Source organism: Pseudanabaena sp. 'Roaring Creek', from assembly GCF_001402795.1.
GTDB lineage: Bacteria > Cyanobacteriota > Cyanobacteriia > Pseudanabaenales > Pseudanabaenaceae > Pseudanabaena.
The window spans coordinates 1-18640 of record NZ_LIRE01000113.1 but is presented as its reverse complement, the minus strand read 5'-3'; the positions used below and the strand labels follow the sequence as shown (position 1 = coordinate 18640).

The 18640-nt window shown below is 43.6% G+C and carries 15 protein-coding genes; 6 read left to right on the top strand and 9 right to left on the bottom strand.

Features of this window, described 5'->3' with window-relative positions:
• Positions 1 to 1203, bottom strand: a complete 1203-nt coding sequence (locus tag AC805_RS03745) for a pentapeptide repeat-containing protein (RefSeq protein WP_055074167.1) — start codon at positions 1201 to 1203, stop codon at positions 1 to 3.
• Between the two features lie 409 nt (positions 1204 to 1612).
• Between AC805_RS03745 and cobA the strand changes: the two genes are divergently transcribed.
• The gene (cobA, locus tag AC805_RS03740) at positions 1613 to 2401 is read left to right on the top strand and encodes a uroporphyrinogen-III C-methyltransferase (protein ID WP_197278619.1); all 789 of its coding nucleotides are present in this window, start codon (positions 1613 to 1615) and stop codon (positions 2399 to 2401) included.
• A 54-nt stretch (positions 2402 to 2455) separates the two neighbouring features.
• Positions 2456 to 2833 (top strand): DUF86 domain-containing protein, encoded by a 378-nt coding sequence (locus AC805_RS03735; RefSeq protein WP_055074166.1) that lies wholly within the window; start codon positions 2456 to 2458, stop codon positions 2831 to 2833.
• A 34-nt stretch (positions 2834 to 2867) separates the two neighbouring features.
• Here AC805_RS03735 and AC805_RS03730 read toward each other — a convergent pair whose 3' ends face one another.
• Positions 2868 to 3683, bottom strand: a complete 816-nt coding sequence (locus AC805_RS03730) for a DUF429 domain-containing protein (protein ID WP_055074165.1) — start codon at positions 3681 to 3683, stop codon at positions 2868 to 2870.
• Between the two features lie 66 nt (positions 3684 to 3749).
• Positions 3750 to 5540, bottom strand: a complete 1791-nt coding sequence (locus tag AC805_RS26045; protein WP_055074164.1) for a serine/threonine-protein kinase — start codon at positions 5538 to 5540, stop codon at positions 3750 to 3752.
• Between the two features lie 249 nt (positions 5541 to 5789).
• On the opposite strand from AC805_RS26045, the gene AC805_RS03720 reads away from it, so the two are divergent.
• Positions 5790 to 6191, top strand: coding sequence for a DUF4346 domain-containing protein (locus tag AC805_RS03720; RefSeq protein ID WP_055074163.1), 402 nt, complete (start codon positions 5790 to 5792; stop codon positions 6189 to 6191).
• A 138-nt stretch (positions 6192 to 6329) separates the two neighbouring features.
• Entirely contained in the window at positions 6330 to 7256 is a 927-nt protein-coding gene (gene prmA / locus AC805_RS03715) for a 50S ribosomal protein L11 methyltransferase (RefSeq protein ID WP_072143508.1), read from the top strand.
• Positions 7257 to 7446: 190 nt separating this feature from the next.
• On the opposite strand, the gene AC805_RS03710 is transcribed toward prmA, so the two are convergent.
• The 5 genes from AC805_RS03710 to AC805_RS03690 form a co-directional block, all read right to left on the bottom strand.
• Positions 7447 to 8571, bottom strand: coding sequence for a diguanylate cyclase (locus AC805_RS03710; RefSeq protein WP_231662419.1), 1125 nt, complete (start codon positions 8569 to 8571; stop codon positions 7447 to 7449).
• Positions 8504 to 9514 carry a chemotaxis response regulator protein-glutamate methylesterase gene (locus tag AC805_RS03705; protein ID WP_197278618.1) on the bottom strand — a complete coding sequence of 337 codons (1011 nt, stop codon included), beginning with the start codon at positions 9512 to 9514 and terminating at the stop codon, positions 8504 to 8506. The genes AC805_RS03710 and AC805_RS03705 overlap by 68 nt, the downstream gene beginning before the upstream one ends.
• Before the next feature lie 6 nt (positions 9515 to 9520).
• Positions 9521 to 12478: a response regulator gene (locus AC805_RS03700; RefSeq protein ID WP_082429390.1), complete on the bottom strand. Its 2958-nt coding sequence runs from the start codon at positions 12476 to 12478 to the stop codon at positions 9521 to 9523.
• Positions 12475 to 13200: a chemotaxis protein CheW gene (locus tag AC805_RS03695; RefSeq protein ID WP_055074161.1), complete on the bottom strand. Its 726-nt coding sequence runs from the start codon at positions 13198 to 13200 to the stop codon at positions 12475 to 12477. The genes AC805_RS03700 and AC805_RS03695 overlap by 4 nt, the downstream gene beginning before the upstream one ends.
• A gap of 101 nt (positions 13201 to 13301) precedes the next feature.
• On the bottom strand, positions 13302 to 15050 hold the full coding sequence (locus AC805_RS03690) for a methyl-accepting chemotaxis protein (RefSeq protein ID WP_055074160.1): 1749 nt from the start codon (positions 15048 to 15050) through the stop codon (positions 13302 to 13304).
• A 790-nt stretch (positions 15051 to 15840) separates the two neighbouring features.
• Between AC805_RS03690 and AC805_RS03685 the strand changes: the two genes are divergently transcribed.
• Together AC805_RS03685 and AC805_RS03680 are read left to right on the top strand one after the other, a co-directional pair.
• Positions 15841 to 16278 carry a chemotaxis protein CheW gene (locus AC805_RS03685; RefSeq protein WP_055074159.1) on the top strand — a complete coding sequence of 146 codons (438 nt, stop codon included), beginning with the start codon at positions 15841 to 15843 and terminating at the stop codon, positions 16276 to 16278.
• Entirely contained in the window at positions 16266 to 17495 is a 1230-nt protein-coding gene (locus AC805_RS03680) for a protein-glutamate O-methyltransferase CheR (RefSeq protein WP_055074158.1), read from the top strand. The genes AC805_RS03685 and AC805_RS03680 overlap by 13 nt, the downstream gene beginning before the upstream one ends.
• Positions 17496 to 17530: 35 nt before the next feature.
• On the opposite strand, the gene AC805_RS03675 is transcribed toward AC805_RS03680, so the two are convergent.
• Complete coding sequence (locus AC805_RS03675; protein WP_082429389.1) at positions 17531 to 18496, bottom strand: N-acetylmuramoyl-L-alanine amidase-like domain-containing protein; 966 nt, start codon at positions 18494 to 18496, stop codon at positions 17531 to 17533.
• Positions 18497 to 18640 lie beyond the last annotated feature (144 nt).

Genomic DNA, 18640 nt, shown 5'->3' with positions numbered 1-18640 from the left:
TTACTTATCCGTAGGCAAAATTGCACCTGTCATATTTGCACCATCCAAATTAGTCCATAGCATGAAAGCTCCTCTCAAATTAGTCCACAGCATAAAAGCTCCCTTGAGGTTTGCACCTGTCAAGCTAGCTCTTGTCAGACTGGCACGGTTGAGATTAGCTCGATTTAGACTAGCTCCATTTAGTACGGCTTCATCCAGATTGGCACCCGTGAGATTGGCTTCGTTCAAAATCGCATTATGCAAATTAGTACGGATTAGGTAAGAGCCCCGCAGATCGACATTGCTTAAATCGGCTCCACTTAAATTGGCACCCATCAAATTTGCACCGCTTAAATTCGCGCCACTAAGATTGGCATTAGAGAGATTTACGCCATTAAGATTTGCCCCACTGAGGTTGGACTTCATCAAGAATGCACCCGTGAGATTTGTCCAGCTTAGATCGGCTTCAGCCAGATTAGTTTCGTTCAAATTTGCCCAACTCAGATCGGAACCCACTAAGTTCGCTTTTTCTAAGTTTGTCCCTAGCAAATTTGCCCAACTTAAATTAGCGCGACTTAAGGAAACACCGCTCAAATTTGCATAAACAAGATCGACAGCATTCAAATTAGCAGCATTGAGAATCGCGCCACCAAGATCGACCCCCTGCAATTCTGCACCCGTGAGATTGGCTTCCGTGAGATCGACATTCATCAAACAGGCTTGACTCAAATTCGCCCCACTGAGATTTGCCTTAATCATCAGTGCGCCCGTAAAGTCTGAGTCACTGAGATCGGCTCCCAATAAATTGGACTCAATGAAGAAAGTGCCATTTAGTTTCGCTCGACTCAGGTTCGCTCCGTTAAGACAGGCTCCTGTGAGTGTAGCAAGACTGAGATCGGCATTCACCATCGATGCACTGGTCAAATTTGCCGAATTGAGATTTGCCGCTACGAGATAGGCTTGGTTGAGACAGGCTCTTTGCAGATCGGCTCTGATCAAGAAGGCTGAGGTGAGGTTTGCTTCCGCTAAATTTGCCTCAACCAGATTGGCTCGGTTGAGATCGGCTCGATGGAGAAATGCGCCTGTTAAGTTCGCCTTGGAGAGCTTTGCATCCGCAAGTTTTGCCTCGCTAAGATTAACGCGCTTGAGATCCGCACCCTTGAGGTTGATTCCTTCTAGGATTGATTTGGTAAGATTTGCTTTAGTAAAGTCAGTAAAATTCACGCCGGCCTCGTTTTGATTCGTTGTACTCGTTACACCTAAAGAAGATTTTTAAACATATTCTTAAATAAATATTTAGAATATGTAGTTCGCGAATCCTCCTCGATCGGGCTTAACAAAATGGCTGCGTCTCAACATTTTTAAAGGTTAGGATTTAGTGATGCATAGCTCGGCTATTACTCATATAAAACCCTAAAACCTGCGGCGGACGCGCAGCGTGAGCCGCAGGTTTTAGATCTGGATTTTAATTATGCTGAGGTACTTACGACAAATTGGAAATCCTAATACATTGCTATAACAAATTGCTATAACAAATAGAATACATGAGGAAAATGGTGATGCGATCGCCTTGCAATATTTGGCTTAGATGCCGCTTAGATACGATGCTTTTCACGACGAACAATTAAGACGAATGACAAATAAAGATATAGATTTCGATACAAATTCAATTACTCAAGGATCTACCCACGCTAGTTTTGGCAAGGTTTATTTAGTGGGGGCGGGACCTGGTGATGCGGGATTAATGACCTTGAAGGGAAAGGCGCTCTTAGAAAACTGTGATGTGGTACTTTACGATGCCCTAGTCAGTGATGAGATTCTGGCGATGATTAACCCGATCGCTGAAAAAATTCATGCGGGTAAACGTAGGGGAAATCATTCGCTATTGCAAGAGGAGACTACGCAATTATTGATCGAAAAGGCTAAGGAACAGGCGATCGTCGTACGGTTGAAGGGTGGCGATCCCTTTATTTTTGGGCGTGGTGGTGAGGAGTTGGCGGATCTACGCGCAGCGGGGATTGATGTTGAAGTTGTTCCAGGAATTACATCGGGCATTGCCGCTCCTGCCTATGCAGGGATTCCCCTTACCCATCGTGATTTCAGTTCATCGGTAATTTTTGTGACAGGACATGAGTCCGCAGGCAAATATCGTCCCCAGATCGATTGGGTGGCGATCGCCAAAGCCGCCGAAACGATTGTTGTATATATGGGATTACATAATTTAAGGGAAATTATTCCTAGAATGATTGCTGCGGGTCTGTCTGAGGCTACACCTGTAGCTTTAATTCGGCAGGGAACTCGCAGCGACCAGTCGGAATTAATCGGTTGTTTGGGTAATATTGTCGAACTGGTTCGAGAAAGGAACTTTAAGCCGCCAGCGATCGCAGTCATTGGCAATATTGTAAACTTTCGGCAGGTCTAACAAGGAGGCGGAGTAACAAGCCGTCTCTGGTTCTTAGTATACGGAAAAAGGCTAATGAGCGTAAATGAAGTGAGTATTCCCGTTGGAATCGAAAATATTAACCGTCTGGAAGTACAAATACAGGACATTTTGGAAGCGATCGCCGCAACGGAATCCTTTGTATCGGGAATAGATTTTTTGGAGTTTAGTCACGATCAAAAAACGATCTTTGCGGTGGAAAGGGCGATCGGCATTATTGGGGCGACGGCAAGAAGGTTGCCAATTAGCTTTATGGATCGCTATCCCCAGATTAATTGGCGGCGTTTGACTAGTGTGGGAGATAGCTTGATGTTTGGTTATTTGGAAATCGATCTCAATACCCTGTGGGAGATGACTCACCAAGAAATACCCTTTATCAAGGAGTTAATGCGAAAGGCACTCGCGACTTTATAGGAGGATTAAGGGCAACGCAGTGCGCCACCCTTACTCAAAGAGCATTACAAATCCAGCCTTCAAGGCGATCGCAGGTTGCAGGAATTCCATAATTTGGCTGTTGCCCTGCCCATGCTGCTTGAATTGCGGCGAGAACGGCATCGATGGTATCGCCTGAAGGATCGCGATCGCACTCATCGGCAAAATGTGGGCTGATGTCGATGACAAAGCCATATTTAGCCTGAAAAATAGGCGATCGCCAGAGTTCAATTATTTTTTGGCGTGCCGACTGCATGACAGAGTCTTGTTTGGCTTTTGAGTCGGATTTATAGCTTTGTCTACCGATCAGAAATCTGGCAACGAGGGCAGGATAAACCTCAATGACAGTACGCAAGTCGTCCGTAGGATGACAGGGCATAATATTAAATCCTGCTGTGAGCATTCGCGGAGCCCCTTCAAAAAACATTTTCCCCACAGGTACTCCATAAACTTTCATGGGGCTGATTGCGCCCACAAGTCGATCGGTATGGCGCAAATGTTCGCGATCGCCCTTAGGACGATTTTGCCGATATCGATCCAGTACCTCCACAAACTCCTGTTTGGTCATCTGTCCGACGCGATCGACATATTCCGCCCAAGTATTTCCCCATTGCAAGTTTTCGATTAATTTTCGGGGCTGACCCAGAGGAAAATCTACTCCTGCAAGACAAGTCGGCGATCGCTCCAAAAAATCTATAAATGACGGCAAAGTTGTAAATCGATGGAACTTTTTAATATCTAAAATATCAGATTCTCGCCAAGCCTCCGTGCAAACGATTGCCTTCCCTTGCCTTGGGGCGCTTGTGAAATCAACTCCATATATCAATTCCATAAATCGGTAATGTTAAATACGATCAGAATGGAGAGCGGTTTGCGCTCTCCATTCTGATCGTATTGACTAATTTTTATAATTTTTGACTTTAACTTCTATTTTGGGTAGTGGCGTGGCAGGTGTTGCTGGGGCGGTGGGCGGTGTTGTGGAAATGGGGGGGCTAGGAACCGTAGTGTTTGGGGGCGTTACTATTGGACTGGAACTGGGAATTGGACTGGGAATTGGACTGGGAATTACGCTGGGAATTGCGTTGGGACTGGTATTGGGTAGCGGCGTAGGTGGAGCGATCGTCGTATCTTTAAGCCCCAGTCTCAGTTGATAGGGAACTTCCGCAGTTCCCAGCCCTCTCAATTGAATGGTATAGGCTCCATCGCTGGTAATTGGCAGATCGGCATTCAAAACATTGACGGCATTAGGTAAGGCGATGCCTTGAGCATTGAGCACTGTAAGGGATAGTCCATTGCCCGTAATTGCCGTACTAAGTAATTGCCCAGCCTTAGCTTGAATGTTGTAGCTGTGAGTAGCATTCCCTGCTATTTTATTGGGAATAACCAAGGATTCTTTATTCACCTCTAAATTGAGAACTTGATTGATAGATTCGCTGGAAGTCGCAACGGGGACTGGGCTTGTAGGATTTGATTCAGGCGCGATCGGTCTAGGCGCGATCGGTTGATTATTGACAATCACAGATGGCTGATTGTTGCGCATCATCGCAGGCAAAACAAAGGCGGCAATTACCGCAACTACTGCCAATAGACCACCAAACAGAAATAGAACTCCAGAGTTAGAACTAGCTGAGTTAGAAGCAGGAACCACTCGTCGCGTTTGGGTATTAGCTTGGTAAGAAGTACTATTGGAGTTAGTTAAGCCATCTGTTCCCGTTAGAATTGTGGATCGGACGATCTTGCTGGTCGTGGCTTGACGTTCCACCTCACTCATGGTCGCGAAAGTACTAATGCCTTGATTGACCTCCCGTACTGACTGATATCTTTGAGTATAGTGATAGCGAACCATGCGCGTTAATACCATTGCTAGACCGTTACTGACCTTGGCTTTGTCGCGCCACACTAGTTCCCCTGTAGCAGGATCGTTTGGTAAATCAGTGGGAGCGTAGCCCGTGAGAGCCTTAATAGCGACCATCCCTAAGGCGTAAATATCACTGCTGTAATTGGGTCGTCCCGCGCATTGCTCGCTAGGCATATATCCAGGAGTACCAATGGTTACGGTAAATCGCGATTCGCCCTTTTCGTCGGCAGCGAGTTTAGTATTAGCATCTTGCATGGCTCGGACAGCACCAAAGTCAATGAGGACGATTTTCTGATCTTTTTTGCGACGGATTAGGTTGTCTGGCTTAATATCGCGATGAATCACCCCTTCAGAATGGACGAATTCTAGAACTTCTAAGACATCCTTCAAGATTTTGAGAACTTCAACTTCACGTAACTGTTTGTCTCTGGTTTTGTTGTCAATATTGGCTAGTTCCTCAAGAATGACCTCTTGAGACTGATTATCTAAATCTGAAACGTCTGGCAAATCCGCTTTTAGTTCATCATGAAGTGATTTTCCTTCTACAAATTCTTGAACTAAAAAGAACTGCTTGTCTTCTTCAAAGTAGGCGAGGAGTTGAGGGATTTGGTCGTGTCTGCCTAATTTCTCTAGGGTTTCAGCTTCTGTGTTGAATAGCCGTCTGGCTTCACGGATAAAGTTAGGATCGTCGCTGGCAGGCTTCAGTTGTTTGACAACACAGGGCGGCGATCCCGGACGACGCATATCTCTAGCAATGAAGGTATGTCCAAATCCACCTGCTCCGATTTGTTTAATTAATTTATAGCGTCCATCTAATACTTTGGCTGGCATGGCGATCGCCCCTCTAGTTATCGGCTCTGGATATTAACTATCGTCCTGTTGTATCCCATTGTATAGGAATGTATTGGGATCCGATGATTCTCTAAAACTTCATCTATAGCCATAGCCGAAGAGGAGAAGGTTGGCGCAAAGCGCCAACCTTCTCCTCTTCGGCTGGGAAACGCTATAAACCTGTATAAACGAGAATATTAAGTCGTATCATAGGATAACTATAAAAAATATGCTCTTGCCTCAAAGTTAATGAATTTGACTGCTAAACCTAACCTACTTGCTCAACAAATCCATGAGATTGATAATCAATTATCTAAGCGATCGCTAGCTCTTGATCCCAGTGGTTACTTTATTATCTACGTGGATTATCAACAAAGTTTAATTTGTGCTAAATACTATAGCAACATTATTAATGATCAAGGTTTAGCAGTCGATCCTGAAACTGGCAAACCAATTCCAGCTAGAGGTAAGGTTGACCGTCAGGCAGTGAAACTATTTACAGGCAGAAGTGCAAAGGAACTCTGTGTCGAGATCTTTGAGAAAACACCCCCCTGCCCTGTTACACTATTTGACCATGCTGCCTACCTAGGTCGCGAAATACAGCGAGCGGAATTAGCGCTGTTGCAACAACAGGAATATATCCAAGACTAGAGATTGTGATGGTATTTATGGCTTTGCTCTTAAGTATTTGCTCTTAAGTATTTGCTCTTGAGTATTTACTCTTAAGTATTTGTCCTGAATATCGGATATCTAAAATATAATCATTCATACAATAGTCATAAGCGCCAGATGTCACCTTCGATCGGCTCCATTAACAATAGTTGGTGGGAAATTCAAGTTATAGCCAAGCAATCTCTAGAAGAGCAAATTTTTTGGCGATTGCAAAATTTTGGTTGTCAAGGAATGGCAAGCCAAAAAAAAGACGGAGAGATTCAAATTAGTAGTTATTTGCCTGTCGAGAAAGGTAATGTTTTGGATCTGGCGGCCTTGTCGCTATGGCTAAAACAGGATGCGATCGCCGTTAACTACGAAGCGCCTGTCACCCAATGGACAGTGATTAATGACGAGGACTGGTCATCGAGTTGGAAGCAACATTGGAGTCCGCAGGAAATTGGTGATATGTTGGCGATCTATCCTGCTTGGATTGAAGCCCCTGCCGATCTTGGCGATCGCCAAATTCTCCGTCTCGATCCTGGTAGTGCTTTTGGCACGGGTGCTCATGCTACGACCCAGCTATGTCTGGAAGCTTTAGAAATGCGTCTTTGGGGAGTCAAGCCTGAAGATAATATTGTGGTTGCTGATGTCGGCTGTGGTTCGGGCATTCTGAGTATTGGCGCTTTATTAATTGGTGCGAGCCAAACCTATGCGATCGACAATGACATTTTGGCAATTAAAGCCACCAATCACAATCGTCAACTCAATGGCATTGCCGCAGAAAAAATTTGGGTTGCGGAAGGGAGCATCCAAGATCTCATTGCCCATATGCCCGAACCTGCCCATGGATTTACCTGTAATATCCTCGCCGATATCATTGTGGATATGGTTCCCTACTTCGATAAACTGGTGGGCGAAAATGGTTGGGGAATTTTAAGTGGAATCTTAATCGAGCAAGTACCGAAGGTCGCCGATGCCCTAGATGCCCATAAATGGGTAATTGCTACTTTTTGGAAACGTCAAGAATGGGCATGTCTGACAATTAGGCGATCGGAATATTAAGGAGCTACTCCCTTCCCAGCCAATAATTAGAAGTTGCGGCGCGAAGCGCCGCAACTTCTAATTATTGGCTTTTGATGTCTATTTAGCGGGCAGTACTCTCTCTGGTTTTGGGTTTTAATTATGCTGAGCTAATTATGCATATCAATTCTTGATGGAGGAGGGAGTCGCTACTCAATATTAAATATTTCCGTTAAATGTTTGCGACAACTACACGGTTTCTACCCGTTTCTTTCGACACGTATAGAGCCTTATCGGCTCTAGAGAGAATCGTCGTAATTGTATCCTTCTCTTGGTCAAAGGTTGCCACCCCAAAACTTGCGGTTACATTAACATTATTGCCATCGATCGCTACTGGTGTGTCGGCAATTACGGAGCGAAGTCGCTCGGCTACGAGCAGAGCTTCTTCCGAGGCGGTCTCAGTTAGCAATACCACAAACTCCTCACCGCCAATTCTTCCGAGCAAATCGCTCTCTCGCATCAGCAGATTAACCCGTTGCGAGATATCATAGAGGGCTATATCCCCACCCCCATGCCCCCAAGCGTCGTTAATCTTTTTAAAGTGGTCGATGTCTAAGGCAATTAGAGAGAGTGGGCGTTTATAGCGACGACTGCGCTCTATTTCTTGTTCGAGTCGATACATAAATTGCCGTCGATTTGCTACTCCTGTGAGCATGTCTATGCTAGCTATCCGCTCCAATTCGACGTTCAGGTGAGCAAGTTCATTGGTGCGTTCGACAACTTTACGGCGTTCAATTTCTAATTTTTTTAAATAATCTTGAATTGCTTGATAAGCCTCATCTCTTTGTAAGAGATTGATATAGGCGCGTGAGTGATAACGAATACGGGCAATCAGTTCGATCTTATCGGGTAGTTTAATTAAATAATCATTGGCTCCGATCGCAAAGGCTTCGGCTTTAAGTTCTACTTCTTCTTTACTAGACAAGACGATCATGGGAATATCACGGGTGACTACATTAGCCCGAAAGAATTTTAAGAGCATTAAGCCATCGATTTCTGGCATTACTAAATCCTGTAAAATCACCGTGGGTGCAACTTCGATCGCTTTCTGAATTGCAACCGAGGGATCGCTACAAAAATGAAAAATGATATCACTTTCCGTTAATAGCATTCGCCGCACTGCCTCACCGATAATTGCTTGATCATCGATAAGTAGCACGGTAATAAGCGGCTCATTGGGAAGGGATTTGGGTTTGCCAAACATTATTTTTGATTCTTTCTTTAAAGTATTAAGCCCGTAATAGGGATATCTGGCGATTGCAAGCAGAGGCGATCGCTTCAATGGGTAGAATTTCACAAGCAGCCCCCAGTTCAAAAGCTGCTTTGGGCATTCCGTAAACTATGCTCGTTGCTTCATCCTGCGCGATCGTATGCCAGCCAGCGGATTTTAATGCCGATAGCCCTTCCGCACCATCTTTACCCATACCAGTTAATAGCAATCCTACACCTTTACTTTTCCAGTTCTTCATAATGCTATGGAAGAAGATATCGACGGAAGGTCGGAACGGCGTTTCCATCGGTTCTTCAGTATATTGAAATGTAAGCTGGGGTGTAATAATTAAATGGTCATTGGTTCCTGCAATCATGACACAATTCCCTTCAACCTTCTCTCCCGTAATTGCTAACTTTACGGTCAGAGGAGTCTGAGTACCCAGCCAATTAACCAAGCCAGAAGCAAATTGGGCATCAACATGCTGCACAATTACAATGGCAGCAGGAAAACTAGCGGGTAGTTGGGATAAAATCATAGCTAAGGCTTTAGGTCCACCAGTAGAAGCACCAATGGCGAGTAAAGGAGGCTTGGGAGACGAACGTCTTAGATCGGCACGAATGACGAGCTTACTCAAGGTCTCGATTTTCTGAAGTAGCTTGTTGCGTCCAAGGGAATTTTCTTCTAAGCCGATCGAAGGAGTATCAATAGCGTCTAAAGCTCCGTGCCCCATGGCTTCAAAGACTTTATTGGCATGTTCGTTGACATCGGCAGTAATCAATAGGATCGCGCAGGGATTAGTTTTCATGATTTGTTGCGTCGCCTGTACACCATTGAGAATTGGCATAATCAAATTCATGAGGACAAGATCGGGAGTATCACGGGCGCATTGGCTGACCGCAGCACTGCCATCTCTGGCGATCCAAGCAATTTCATATTCGGGGACTGAGGCAATTGTACGGCGTAATGCCTCGGCTTCAAGCATGGAATCATTGGCGATCGCAATGCGCAATTTCCTAGGGGTAGACATAATAAATTAGACTCCAATTAGATCTTGTACGGCTTGAATCAGGGTATTGTCATGAAAACTACTCTTAGTAAGGTAGTAATCAGCACCGACCTCCAGACCGCGAAGGCGGTCTTCTTCTCGATCTTTATAAGATACGATAATTACAGGTATAGATTTTAGGTTGGGATGATTCTTGATTTGACTGACTAACTCAATACCATTCATGCGCGGCATATCCACATCGGATACAACCAAATTAAAGCTACCCGTACGGATTGCATTCCATCCATCCATTCCATCCACGGCAACCTCCACTTCATAGCCTTTATTTTCCAGTAGTTTTCGTTCCATTTCTCGCACGGTAATAGAATCATCTACCACTAGTATGCGTTTGCGACTCTTAATAGATTTTTTATCTTCATAGTGGCTGACTTTATCAAGTTTACCGCCTGTCAATAACTTATCGATAGTACGAACCATATCTTCCACATCAATGATTAGAATAGGTGCTCCATCTTCCATTAAGGCGGCAGCACTAATATTGGGAATTTTTCCTAAGCGTTTATCTAAGGGACGAACGACTAATTCTCTCTCCTCTAAAAACTTGTCAACTACTAAGCCATACCGACTGTGGCGATCGCTAATAATGATAATCGGCAGTTCTTCTAGATTGAGTTGAGATTCTCTTAATTCTAAAACCTGACAAGCAACGACAAGACCAATATTATATTGATCGAACGTGAAATATTGACGGTTCTCGACTAGACGAATTTCTGATTTTGATACTAAAACGATGTGATCGATACGCGAGAGGGGAAAGGCATAGGGCTCCCCCGCAATCTCCACTAATAGAGAACGAGTTACTGATAAAGTCAGAGGTAGTTGAAGGTGGAAGGTCATCCCTTTACCTGCTTGGGACGATGCGCGGACGATACCGCCGACCTGCTGCACCATATTTTGCACGATGTCTAGCCCCACACCGCGCCCAGACACCTCGGTAACCTGTTTCGCTGTGGAAAATCCTGGTAAAAACAAAAAATCCATAAGTTCGGTTTCGCTCATTTGGTCCGCCATAGAACGAGTGGTCATCTTTTTGTCAATTATTTTTTGACGAATATTCTCAGGGCTTAATCCTTTACCATCATCGCTAACGGTAATTGCCAGCATTCCCGAACGGTGCATTGCCTCAAGGCGGATGATTCCTTCTGGAGATTTGCCTACAGCAATTCTCGCTTCAGGGGATTCTAAACCATGATCGAGGGCATTTCGGAGAATATGCGTTAGGGGAGCCTCTAGCTTTTCTAAAATATCGCGATCTACTTGGGTAGACTTACCAATGATTTCCAGCTTAACTTGCTTGCCTAGTTGTCTTGCTAAGTCGCGCACCATACGGGGAAAGCCCTGCACTCCATCGGCAAAGGGGCGCATATGGCTAGCGATGACTTCACGATATAGGCGATCGGAGAGATTTGCCGATCGCCTAGCAAAAACCTCTAGTTCGCTCAATCGCTCGGATAGAAAATGGCGACAACTATCGGCGGTGCGACGAGCGGATTTAAACTGGATGGACTCGACTGAAGTAAGCTTTTTCTGAGATTCAAGGGATTCGGAGAGAATCTCTAATTGCCGATCTAGATCTGCTTGTAAATATTTTAGCTTTAGGAGTGAATCGGCAAAAGGTTGCAACCAATTAGCTTCTACGAGGGATTCTCCTGCTAACCCCATCAAACGATTGAGATTATCCGTATTGACTTTGACGGTACGTTCGGCAATTTTTTCGGTCTCGTGGTGGGGCTTGGCAAGTGTCGTAGACTGTATGGGAGAACTAGCTGCGATCGCATCTGCCTCTGTCACCGTGAGCGCTTCGTTGCTCTTGGCAACAGAATGTCCAGCCACTAGGCTGAGGGACGATTCTGTATAGGTCAAGCCCTGCTGAGGCTCTTCTGTGGCTTGTTTGGCTTGTGGGACTTTCTCTTTTTCCGTATAAGCCCCAGCCACCACTAATTTATCGAATCTATTGCGCCGTTCTTCAGGTAAAATACTTTCCATCGCCACAAGAACTTCCCCAATATTATCCCGATTGTCAGTCAACCAATCGGCAATGTTTCCCGAAGATACTTGGGAAATATTGAGTAAAATATCCACACATTGCAGAAAGATATCGATATGACTGCTGGTGATTTTGATTAATTCTGATTGAGCGCTGACAAAGCAATCTTCGAGAATATGGGCTAATTGGACGGCAACATCGAGTTGGACGATACGAGCTGCGCCCTTAATCGAATGAGCGGCGCGCATGAGTGGTTCGATTTCATCGATCGCGTTAGGGGTATTTTCCAGTTGTAGCAATCCATCATTGAGCACAGCGACTTGATTTTCTACTTCCATCCGAAATAGATCTAACATGGAGAAGTCGCTCAGATCGGGAATCGTATCGCTTAGGGGCGATTCAATTAGGTGGCTATTGTAAAGGGATTCTCCATCGGTTTCCTTAATCGCTCTATGATTTGGGATCGGATTATCGCTCTCCAATGTTTTTAGCTCTTGGGATTCACCGATCTGAAGATCTTCGGCTCTGGTAACCTTCTTAATGTTCTGGATGTACAGGTCAATATATTCTTGGCGATCGCTCAAAAAAGAGGAGATTTCTGCGACAGGAACCTGTCCAACTTCAGCAAGAAAATCAACGGTTTGATGGAAAAGGTCAATATGTTCTTGTTTTGGGAGGAAAAAACCTTCTTGAAAAGCCACAAAACAGTTTTCTAGACTAGCGGTTAAATTGGCGATCGCCTCGATATTGACGATTTTGGATGCTCCCCGAATTGAATGGGTGGCGCGCATGAGGTTGGTAAATAAATCCCTAGATGCAGCACCGAGATTGCCAGAGATGGCTTCCAAACTTTTATACATATCAGCGGTGTGGCTCTGGATTTCCATTTGAAATAGATCCAGCATGGAGAAGTCGCCCAAGTTTGGTTGGTTCATAGCACTCTCCTACTTAAAGTATAAAATAGCAATTCATCATCCAAATAACCCACCCGTCGCTCTTGCCAAAATATAAGACCTTTTGTATAGGTTTCCGTTCGTTTTGAGATCGTGGTCGGGATCGCTTGGAGGCGATCGCGGTGAATGGCGTGGATACCTTGAATTTCATCCACGGTAAATACCCAAGAATATCCATCTTTGGTAACTACCACCATCCGAGGATACACAGCCTGCCCTTGGCGATCGATCTGGTGAGCATTGGTAGGTTCTAAGCCCAGTAATTCCATCATAGAAATACACATCAAAATTTCACCCCGAATATTCACTAATCCCTGCAAGATCTTATTACTGCGATGGGGAATGGTATGGATAGTCTGTACCTGAGTTACTTCTTTGAAAAGCTGTGCTGGTAAAGCCAACCATTCAGCACCTAACCGAAAAATGCCCACCGAAAGGCGATTAGCAGCATTTAAACGATAACTTTCTGGTATATCCTGCGTTACGGTTTCTGTCCATTCATCGAGATAACCAAGGGGCGCTTCTCTTTCTAGGAGCGATCGCCCTGCAGCGGCATAAATAAAACAATTACGACAATGAATTTGTTTTTTTAATTCTGGACAGGAGCGATCGCCCCATACACCAATCTTACGCCAGCAGTTTTGGGTAGTTTCGGTTGCATTACTGGTTGTATTACTTAGGTTAGTACCGTGGGAATTATTCATAAAGAATGGCTTTTACCTTTCTGTTATATTTCTCGCCATATTTGCGAATATATTTGCGAATGTATTTGCGAATGTATTTGCGAATGTATTTGTGAATACTTTTAACTCAACAACTGAAACCGTGATATTTCTTGTCGGAGATCGTAACCAGCTTCATTTAGTTGATCGATCGCCCGATTGATCTCTCTGAGGGCATCGGCGGTTTGATTAGCCGCTTCGCTTAATTGCACCATTGCTTCACTAATCTGGGATGCACCGAGAGACTGCCCTTCCATTCCTTGACTGACAGCATCAAAACGGGGAGTCAATCCCTGCACTTGATGGATAATTCCCGCTAACTTCCCGCTAATGCCCCGAATATCATCAACGCCATGACCAACTTCGCGGGTAAATTTATCCATTTCCATAACCCCTGTGGCAACTGCTGATTGCATTTCTTTGACCATGGTTTCAATGTCTAGGGTTGCTACGGCGGTTTGATCTGCCAAGCGCCGAATTTCCCTAGCCACGACCGCAAATCCTAGCCCATATTCACCTGCTTTTTCCGCCTCGATCGCTGCATTTAAGGACAGCAAATTAGTTTGATCGGCAACCTTCGTGATTGTCGTGACGATACTGTTAATATTGTTAGCCTTTTCGCTAATGATTCCGAGTTTAGAAGAGATCGAACCCGTTGCCTCCGCTAGCTGGCGCATGGTATTTTCCATGCGGGTGAGTTCCTGTTGTCCGCCACTTGCGGAATCTGCGGTGGCTTCCGCACTCCTCGAGACTTCATTCATGACATGGACTAGTTCTGTTGAGGTGGCGGCAATTTCCTTAGCCGTGGCGACCACTTCATTGGTGGAAGCTACCTGTTCGTTGACCGTGGCTTCGAGTTGTTTGCCAGAGGCAGAAATTTGGGTTGAAGAAGTCATGATCTTGATTCCAGTCTGACTGACTTTGCCGATCAACCCATTGAGATTGTTGGTCATCAACCTAAATGCATCCAGTAACTTTCCAATCTCATCCTTAGTTGATGATTCTGGAACGCGGCTGGTCAAGTCACCAATGGAGATCTTTTCGGCAACAGAGACCACACCTGCAATTTTTGCTCCTAGGGGTTTAGCGATTGTATTACTGAAAACAACCCCGAAGAATATAGCGATCGCCGCCCCTGCGATCGCTATGCCTAGACTGTTGCGAATGGCTTTAGCAGCATCTTCCTCAGCTTTGAGAGACGTTTTTAACGAAAGTTCGAGGTCATAAGCAAGTAATTTATTTATAGCATCATCGGCTTTATGAAAAGATGGATTTAATTTTACTAATGAAAAACTGACTAGTTTGGCTAAAGTATCGGCAGCATTTTTTGCTTTGACAAATTCGGGAGAGTTAACTTGTCCTTTTTGAACGAGATCGAACATAACTTGCAAAGGATTTAGAATATCGGCGCTATCGAACTCATCGCTAAGCTCCAAAAAACGACGGCTATTTTGAGTCCATTCATCCCAAGGTGCTTTTAATTCTCTATAGATACTTAACTCAGTATCCTCAATAGACAAACTTTCGTATATTTTAAAACTATCGGTAATTGCTTTGAATTTTGATTCAATCGTCTTTCGCGATTTCAATCTTTCTTCTTTATCTACTTGAGGAATTAGTAAATTGCGTTGTGATGCCTTTACAGCAGTCTGTGCTTCGTTTATAATCCCTATATGGTAAAGACTGGGGGCAGTATTTTTCCCCAAAATGCGTATATGTTCGCTTAGATTTTGATTACCACTGAGTCCAACTAGGGAAACTATCATTACTAAGATAGCCATTAGTAAAAAAGATCCGATAATTCTGGCTTGCAAGCCTAAGTTTTTAAACATACATCATTTAACTCCAGAAAAAATACTTCTCTTAATAACATAGCTAATTCTAAAATGAGTATATCAGTATATACAAAGGCTTCTATTAATTTTCTCGTGGTAAGATATGCTATCAATTCTAGCTTTTTAATATCTATAAAATACTGGAATTTTACTTGATTTTTTTTGGATTTCTAATAATTAGATATTCCTTCAATACTTTATCTAATAATAGCCTTAACCTCATCATTAATAAGATCTAAATAACAAAAAAATACTCCTATAAATTAGTAAATTTTTTAGTAAAGCTTGCTAAATTGATTAAGCATCAAGACAATGGTACAATTTAGATTATATAGGGCGAATATTCCCATCATAAAACTGTGACATAAGATATAGCAATCCTAAATAGTTTGTGGAATCGCCCCCCTTTCGGGGGCGATTCCACAAACCCAAAAATCTACAAATGATTTAGAACTTCTATATGCGCGCCAAGATTTTTAAATTAGCTTTTTAATTTCCCCACTTACTTAAACACTCATTTGCAATATTCATTTGCAATATTCATTTACAATATTTCTTTAGGATGCTCATTTAGAAGCATTGCTGTATTCTAGATGATACTTAGCTAACAAAAATCATTACTTCTTTAGTAATATCAAAGTAATACTAAGTAAGTGGGCTTAATCAAATATAAAATCCTAAAACCTGCGGCGCACGCTGCGCTTGCGCCGCAGGTTTTATATGGGTATTTTAATTATGTTGAGGTACTCAATATTAAATGTCTAACTAGATATATTGGATATGATTTATGCTGATGCTGCTTTTTTATGTGGGAACCGAACGCTATGCGATCGCTTGTAGCTATGTCGTTGAGGTCGTAAGATTGACATCTCTACGAACACCGCAACAATTACCTCCTCCCGTTGTTGGAATGTTTAAGTATAGTAACGTCATTGTTCCTGTCATCGATCTCTGTCAGCTAATTCAGGGGACTCCTTGCAAGACGCATTTAAGCACTCGGATTATTTTGGTGCGCTATCAAGTTTCAGGACAAGAATCTCCTTCCATTTTAGGTGTGATGGCGGAAAGGGTTACGGAAACCATTGACAGTCAAAATACGGAGCTTGTCGATTCAGGAATTACGGTCAGTGATGCTCCTTATCTAGGCAAAATCATTAGCGATCGCTATGGACTAATTCAGCAAGTAAAATTAGATTGTTTGCTACCAGATATATGTCACACATAGAAATCGCCGTATTTCTCAAACAAAAGATTGGGATGGATGCAAATACGGTCAGTCCCAGTGCGATCGCTAGTGCGATTCGTCAGAGAATGCGCGCCCTCGATCTAACTGACGAGCGAGTCTATTACCATCTTTTGCAACGTTCGGGTGGGGAGTTACAGGAATTTATTGATGTGGTGACGGTTCCTGAAACTTGGTTTTTGCGGGATTGTGAACCATTTACGTTCTTAAAGCATTACATTACACATAATTACATTACACATAAGCGTTTGCCGCAGCAACACCACTCAATATTTAGGGTTTTAAGCGTACCCTGTGCCAGTGGCGAAGAGCCCTATTCAATTACTATCACGCTGATGGAATCTGGTTTATCTCTCAATGCTTTTCAAGTTGAGGGGATTGATGTCAGTCAAAAAATGATTGAAAAAGCAACCCGTGGAGTCTATACGACGAATTCTTTTCGGATGACTTCCCCAGAGTTTCAAGCCCGTTATTTTACAGCAAAAGATCGCGAGTATGAGTTGCACAAGGAGATTCGGGACTCTGTAAGATTTTCCCGCGATAATATTATCGACCCTCAGTTTGGTATTCATAGGCTTTCTTTCTATAATGTTATTTTTTGTCGAAATTTACTAATTTACTTCGATCGGAGCGATCGCGATCGCGCTTTACAACGTCTTCACCAAATGCTCGCTAACGATGGGATCCTTTTTGTCGGACATTCCGAAATGGGACAAATTCCTCAATCTCTTTTTGAAGCTATTCCCTACAGTAAAGCCTATGCCTACCGCAAATTGGCGTTATGCTCTCAGCCAATCACCGCCAGTACAATCCCCATACCTACCTCTCCATTGGAGCAAGGGGAAATGAAACGGGATTTTTCCGCTTCTTTCAAACCGATCGCAACAACATCTGTCGATCGCAATCTCCCCAATCCCTTAGACGAAGCCAGAAAACTTGCCGATCGCGGGCTTTTACAAGAAGCGATTAGTATCGGCAAAAGCTATCTCGAACGCCATCGTACCGATGTGGAAGCCTACGTACTGCTCGCGCAGATCTATCAAGCACAGGGCAGTGAAACTGAGGCGATGCATTTTTTTCAGCGTGCACTTTATCTCAATCCCAAGCATGACGATGCACTCTTTCATCTCTACCTATTAAAGGAAAAAATGGGCGATCGCGCTGGTGCAGAAATCCTGCGTCAGCGGCTCCAACAGTAGCAACCGTCAAGCAATTAGCAAGCAATCAAATTCCTTTAGGGCTGCGGACGGGCCACCATAATACCGATCGCATGGTCTACCCTTTCCACGTAGCGCTGGAGATCGGGCGAGACTTTGACTTTGCCCGATGGAGATGCATGGATAAACCCAAAGCCCTTAGCAGTGGGATAGACAAAGCCTGTATGGGTTGTATCTAGCCCCTTGATATCAGTTACGACTGCAATAATGTCGCCAGCTTTTAGGGATGAATAAATCGCATGGATGTTTGGAGATGGGATATACCGTAATGGCGCGGATTTTGTCTCTAATTCTAGTTTTTCTTCCATTGCTAAAATGCATTGGTAATTGCTTTCACTATGTTTGAGTCTTGGATATTTTTGCCAGTTACTACTCATAAAGTTTAGGCGCTTTTCAAGGCGAATTCCCCCTAATTCAGCGGTAAGATCCCGCACGATATTACGTTTCTGATTATCGCGAATCCATGCAGAGAAATAATGTAAGCGACTACAATAGCCATCTAAATTTCCATTTGCATACCTTACGGTTTGAACCTGCTCGATAAAGTTTGCATAGGTCGGTTTGGTTGCCAACAAATTACGAGTGAAGGCTAAAACGGTTTCAACAAATAGCACACAGTCAAATTCCGTCAGCGATACGGATAGCTTTTCGATTTCCCCTCGATCTAATAAGCCTTCACGGTAGGGCTTGCCAAGAAATTGACTAGAAACTGTTTGTAAGACTTCATTCATAGGCAATTGTGATATGCGATCGCCAAAGGACTGCATGAGTTGTTGATATTCTGTTTTTGTGGTGGGATCGTCTAAAACATCTAAGCTCGCAGATACGCTTGATGCAGGGCTTTGCAAAGTTGATGGATTACTTTTAGCGGTAACGATGACGCGATCGTTCCGATCACAATTTTTAAATTCGGGAATAAAATAATCGCTAAAGGATATTCCTAATAAAGTACATAGCAAAAAAGGTTTGATAGCTTTCGACATGAATTCCTAACTAAATGCTGCTAATTATACCAAAACTAAAAATAGCGTAGCTATTTTTAGTTTTTCAAATCCTTATTAGGTTTGGTTCTTAATTCACGCAAGTGTTGTCACACTTGTGTGAATTAAGACATCAAACCCAATAGA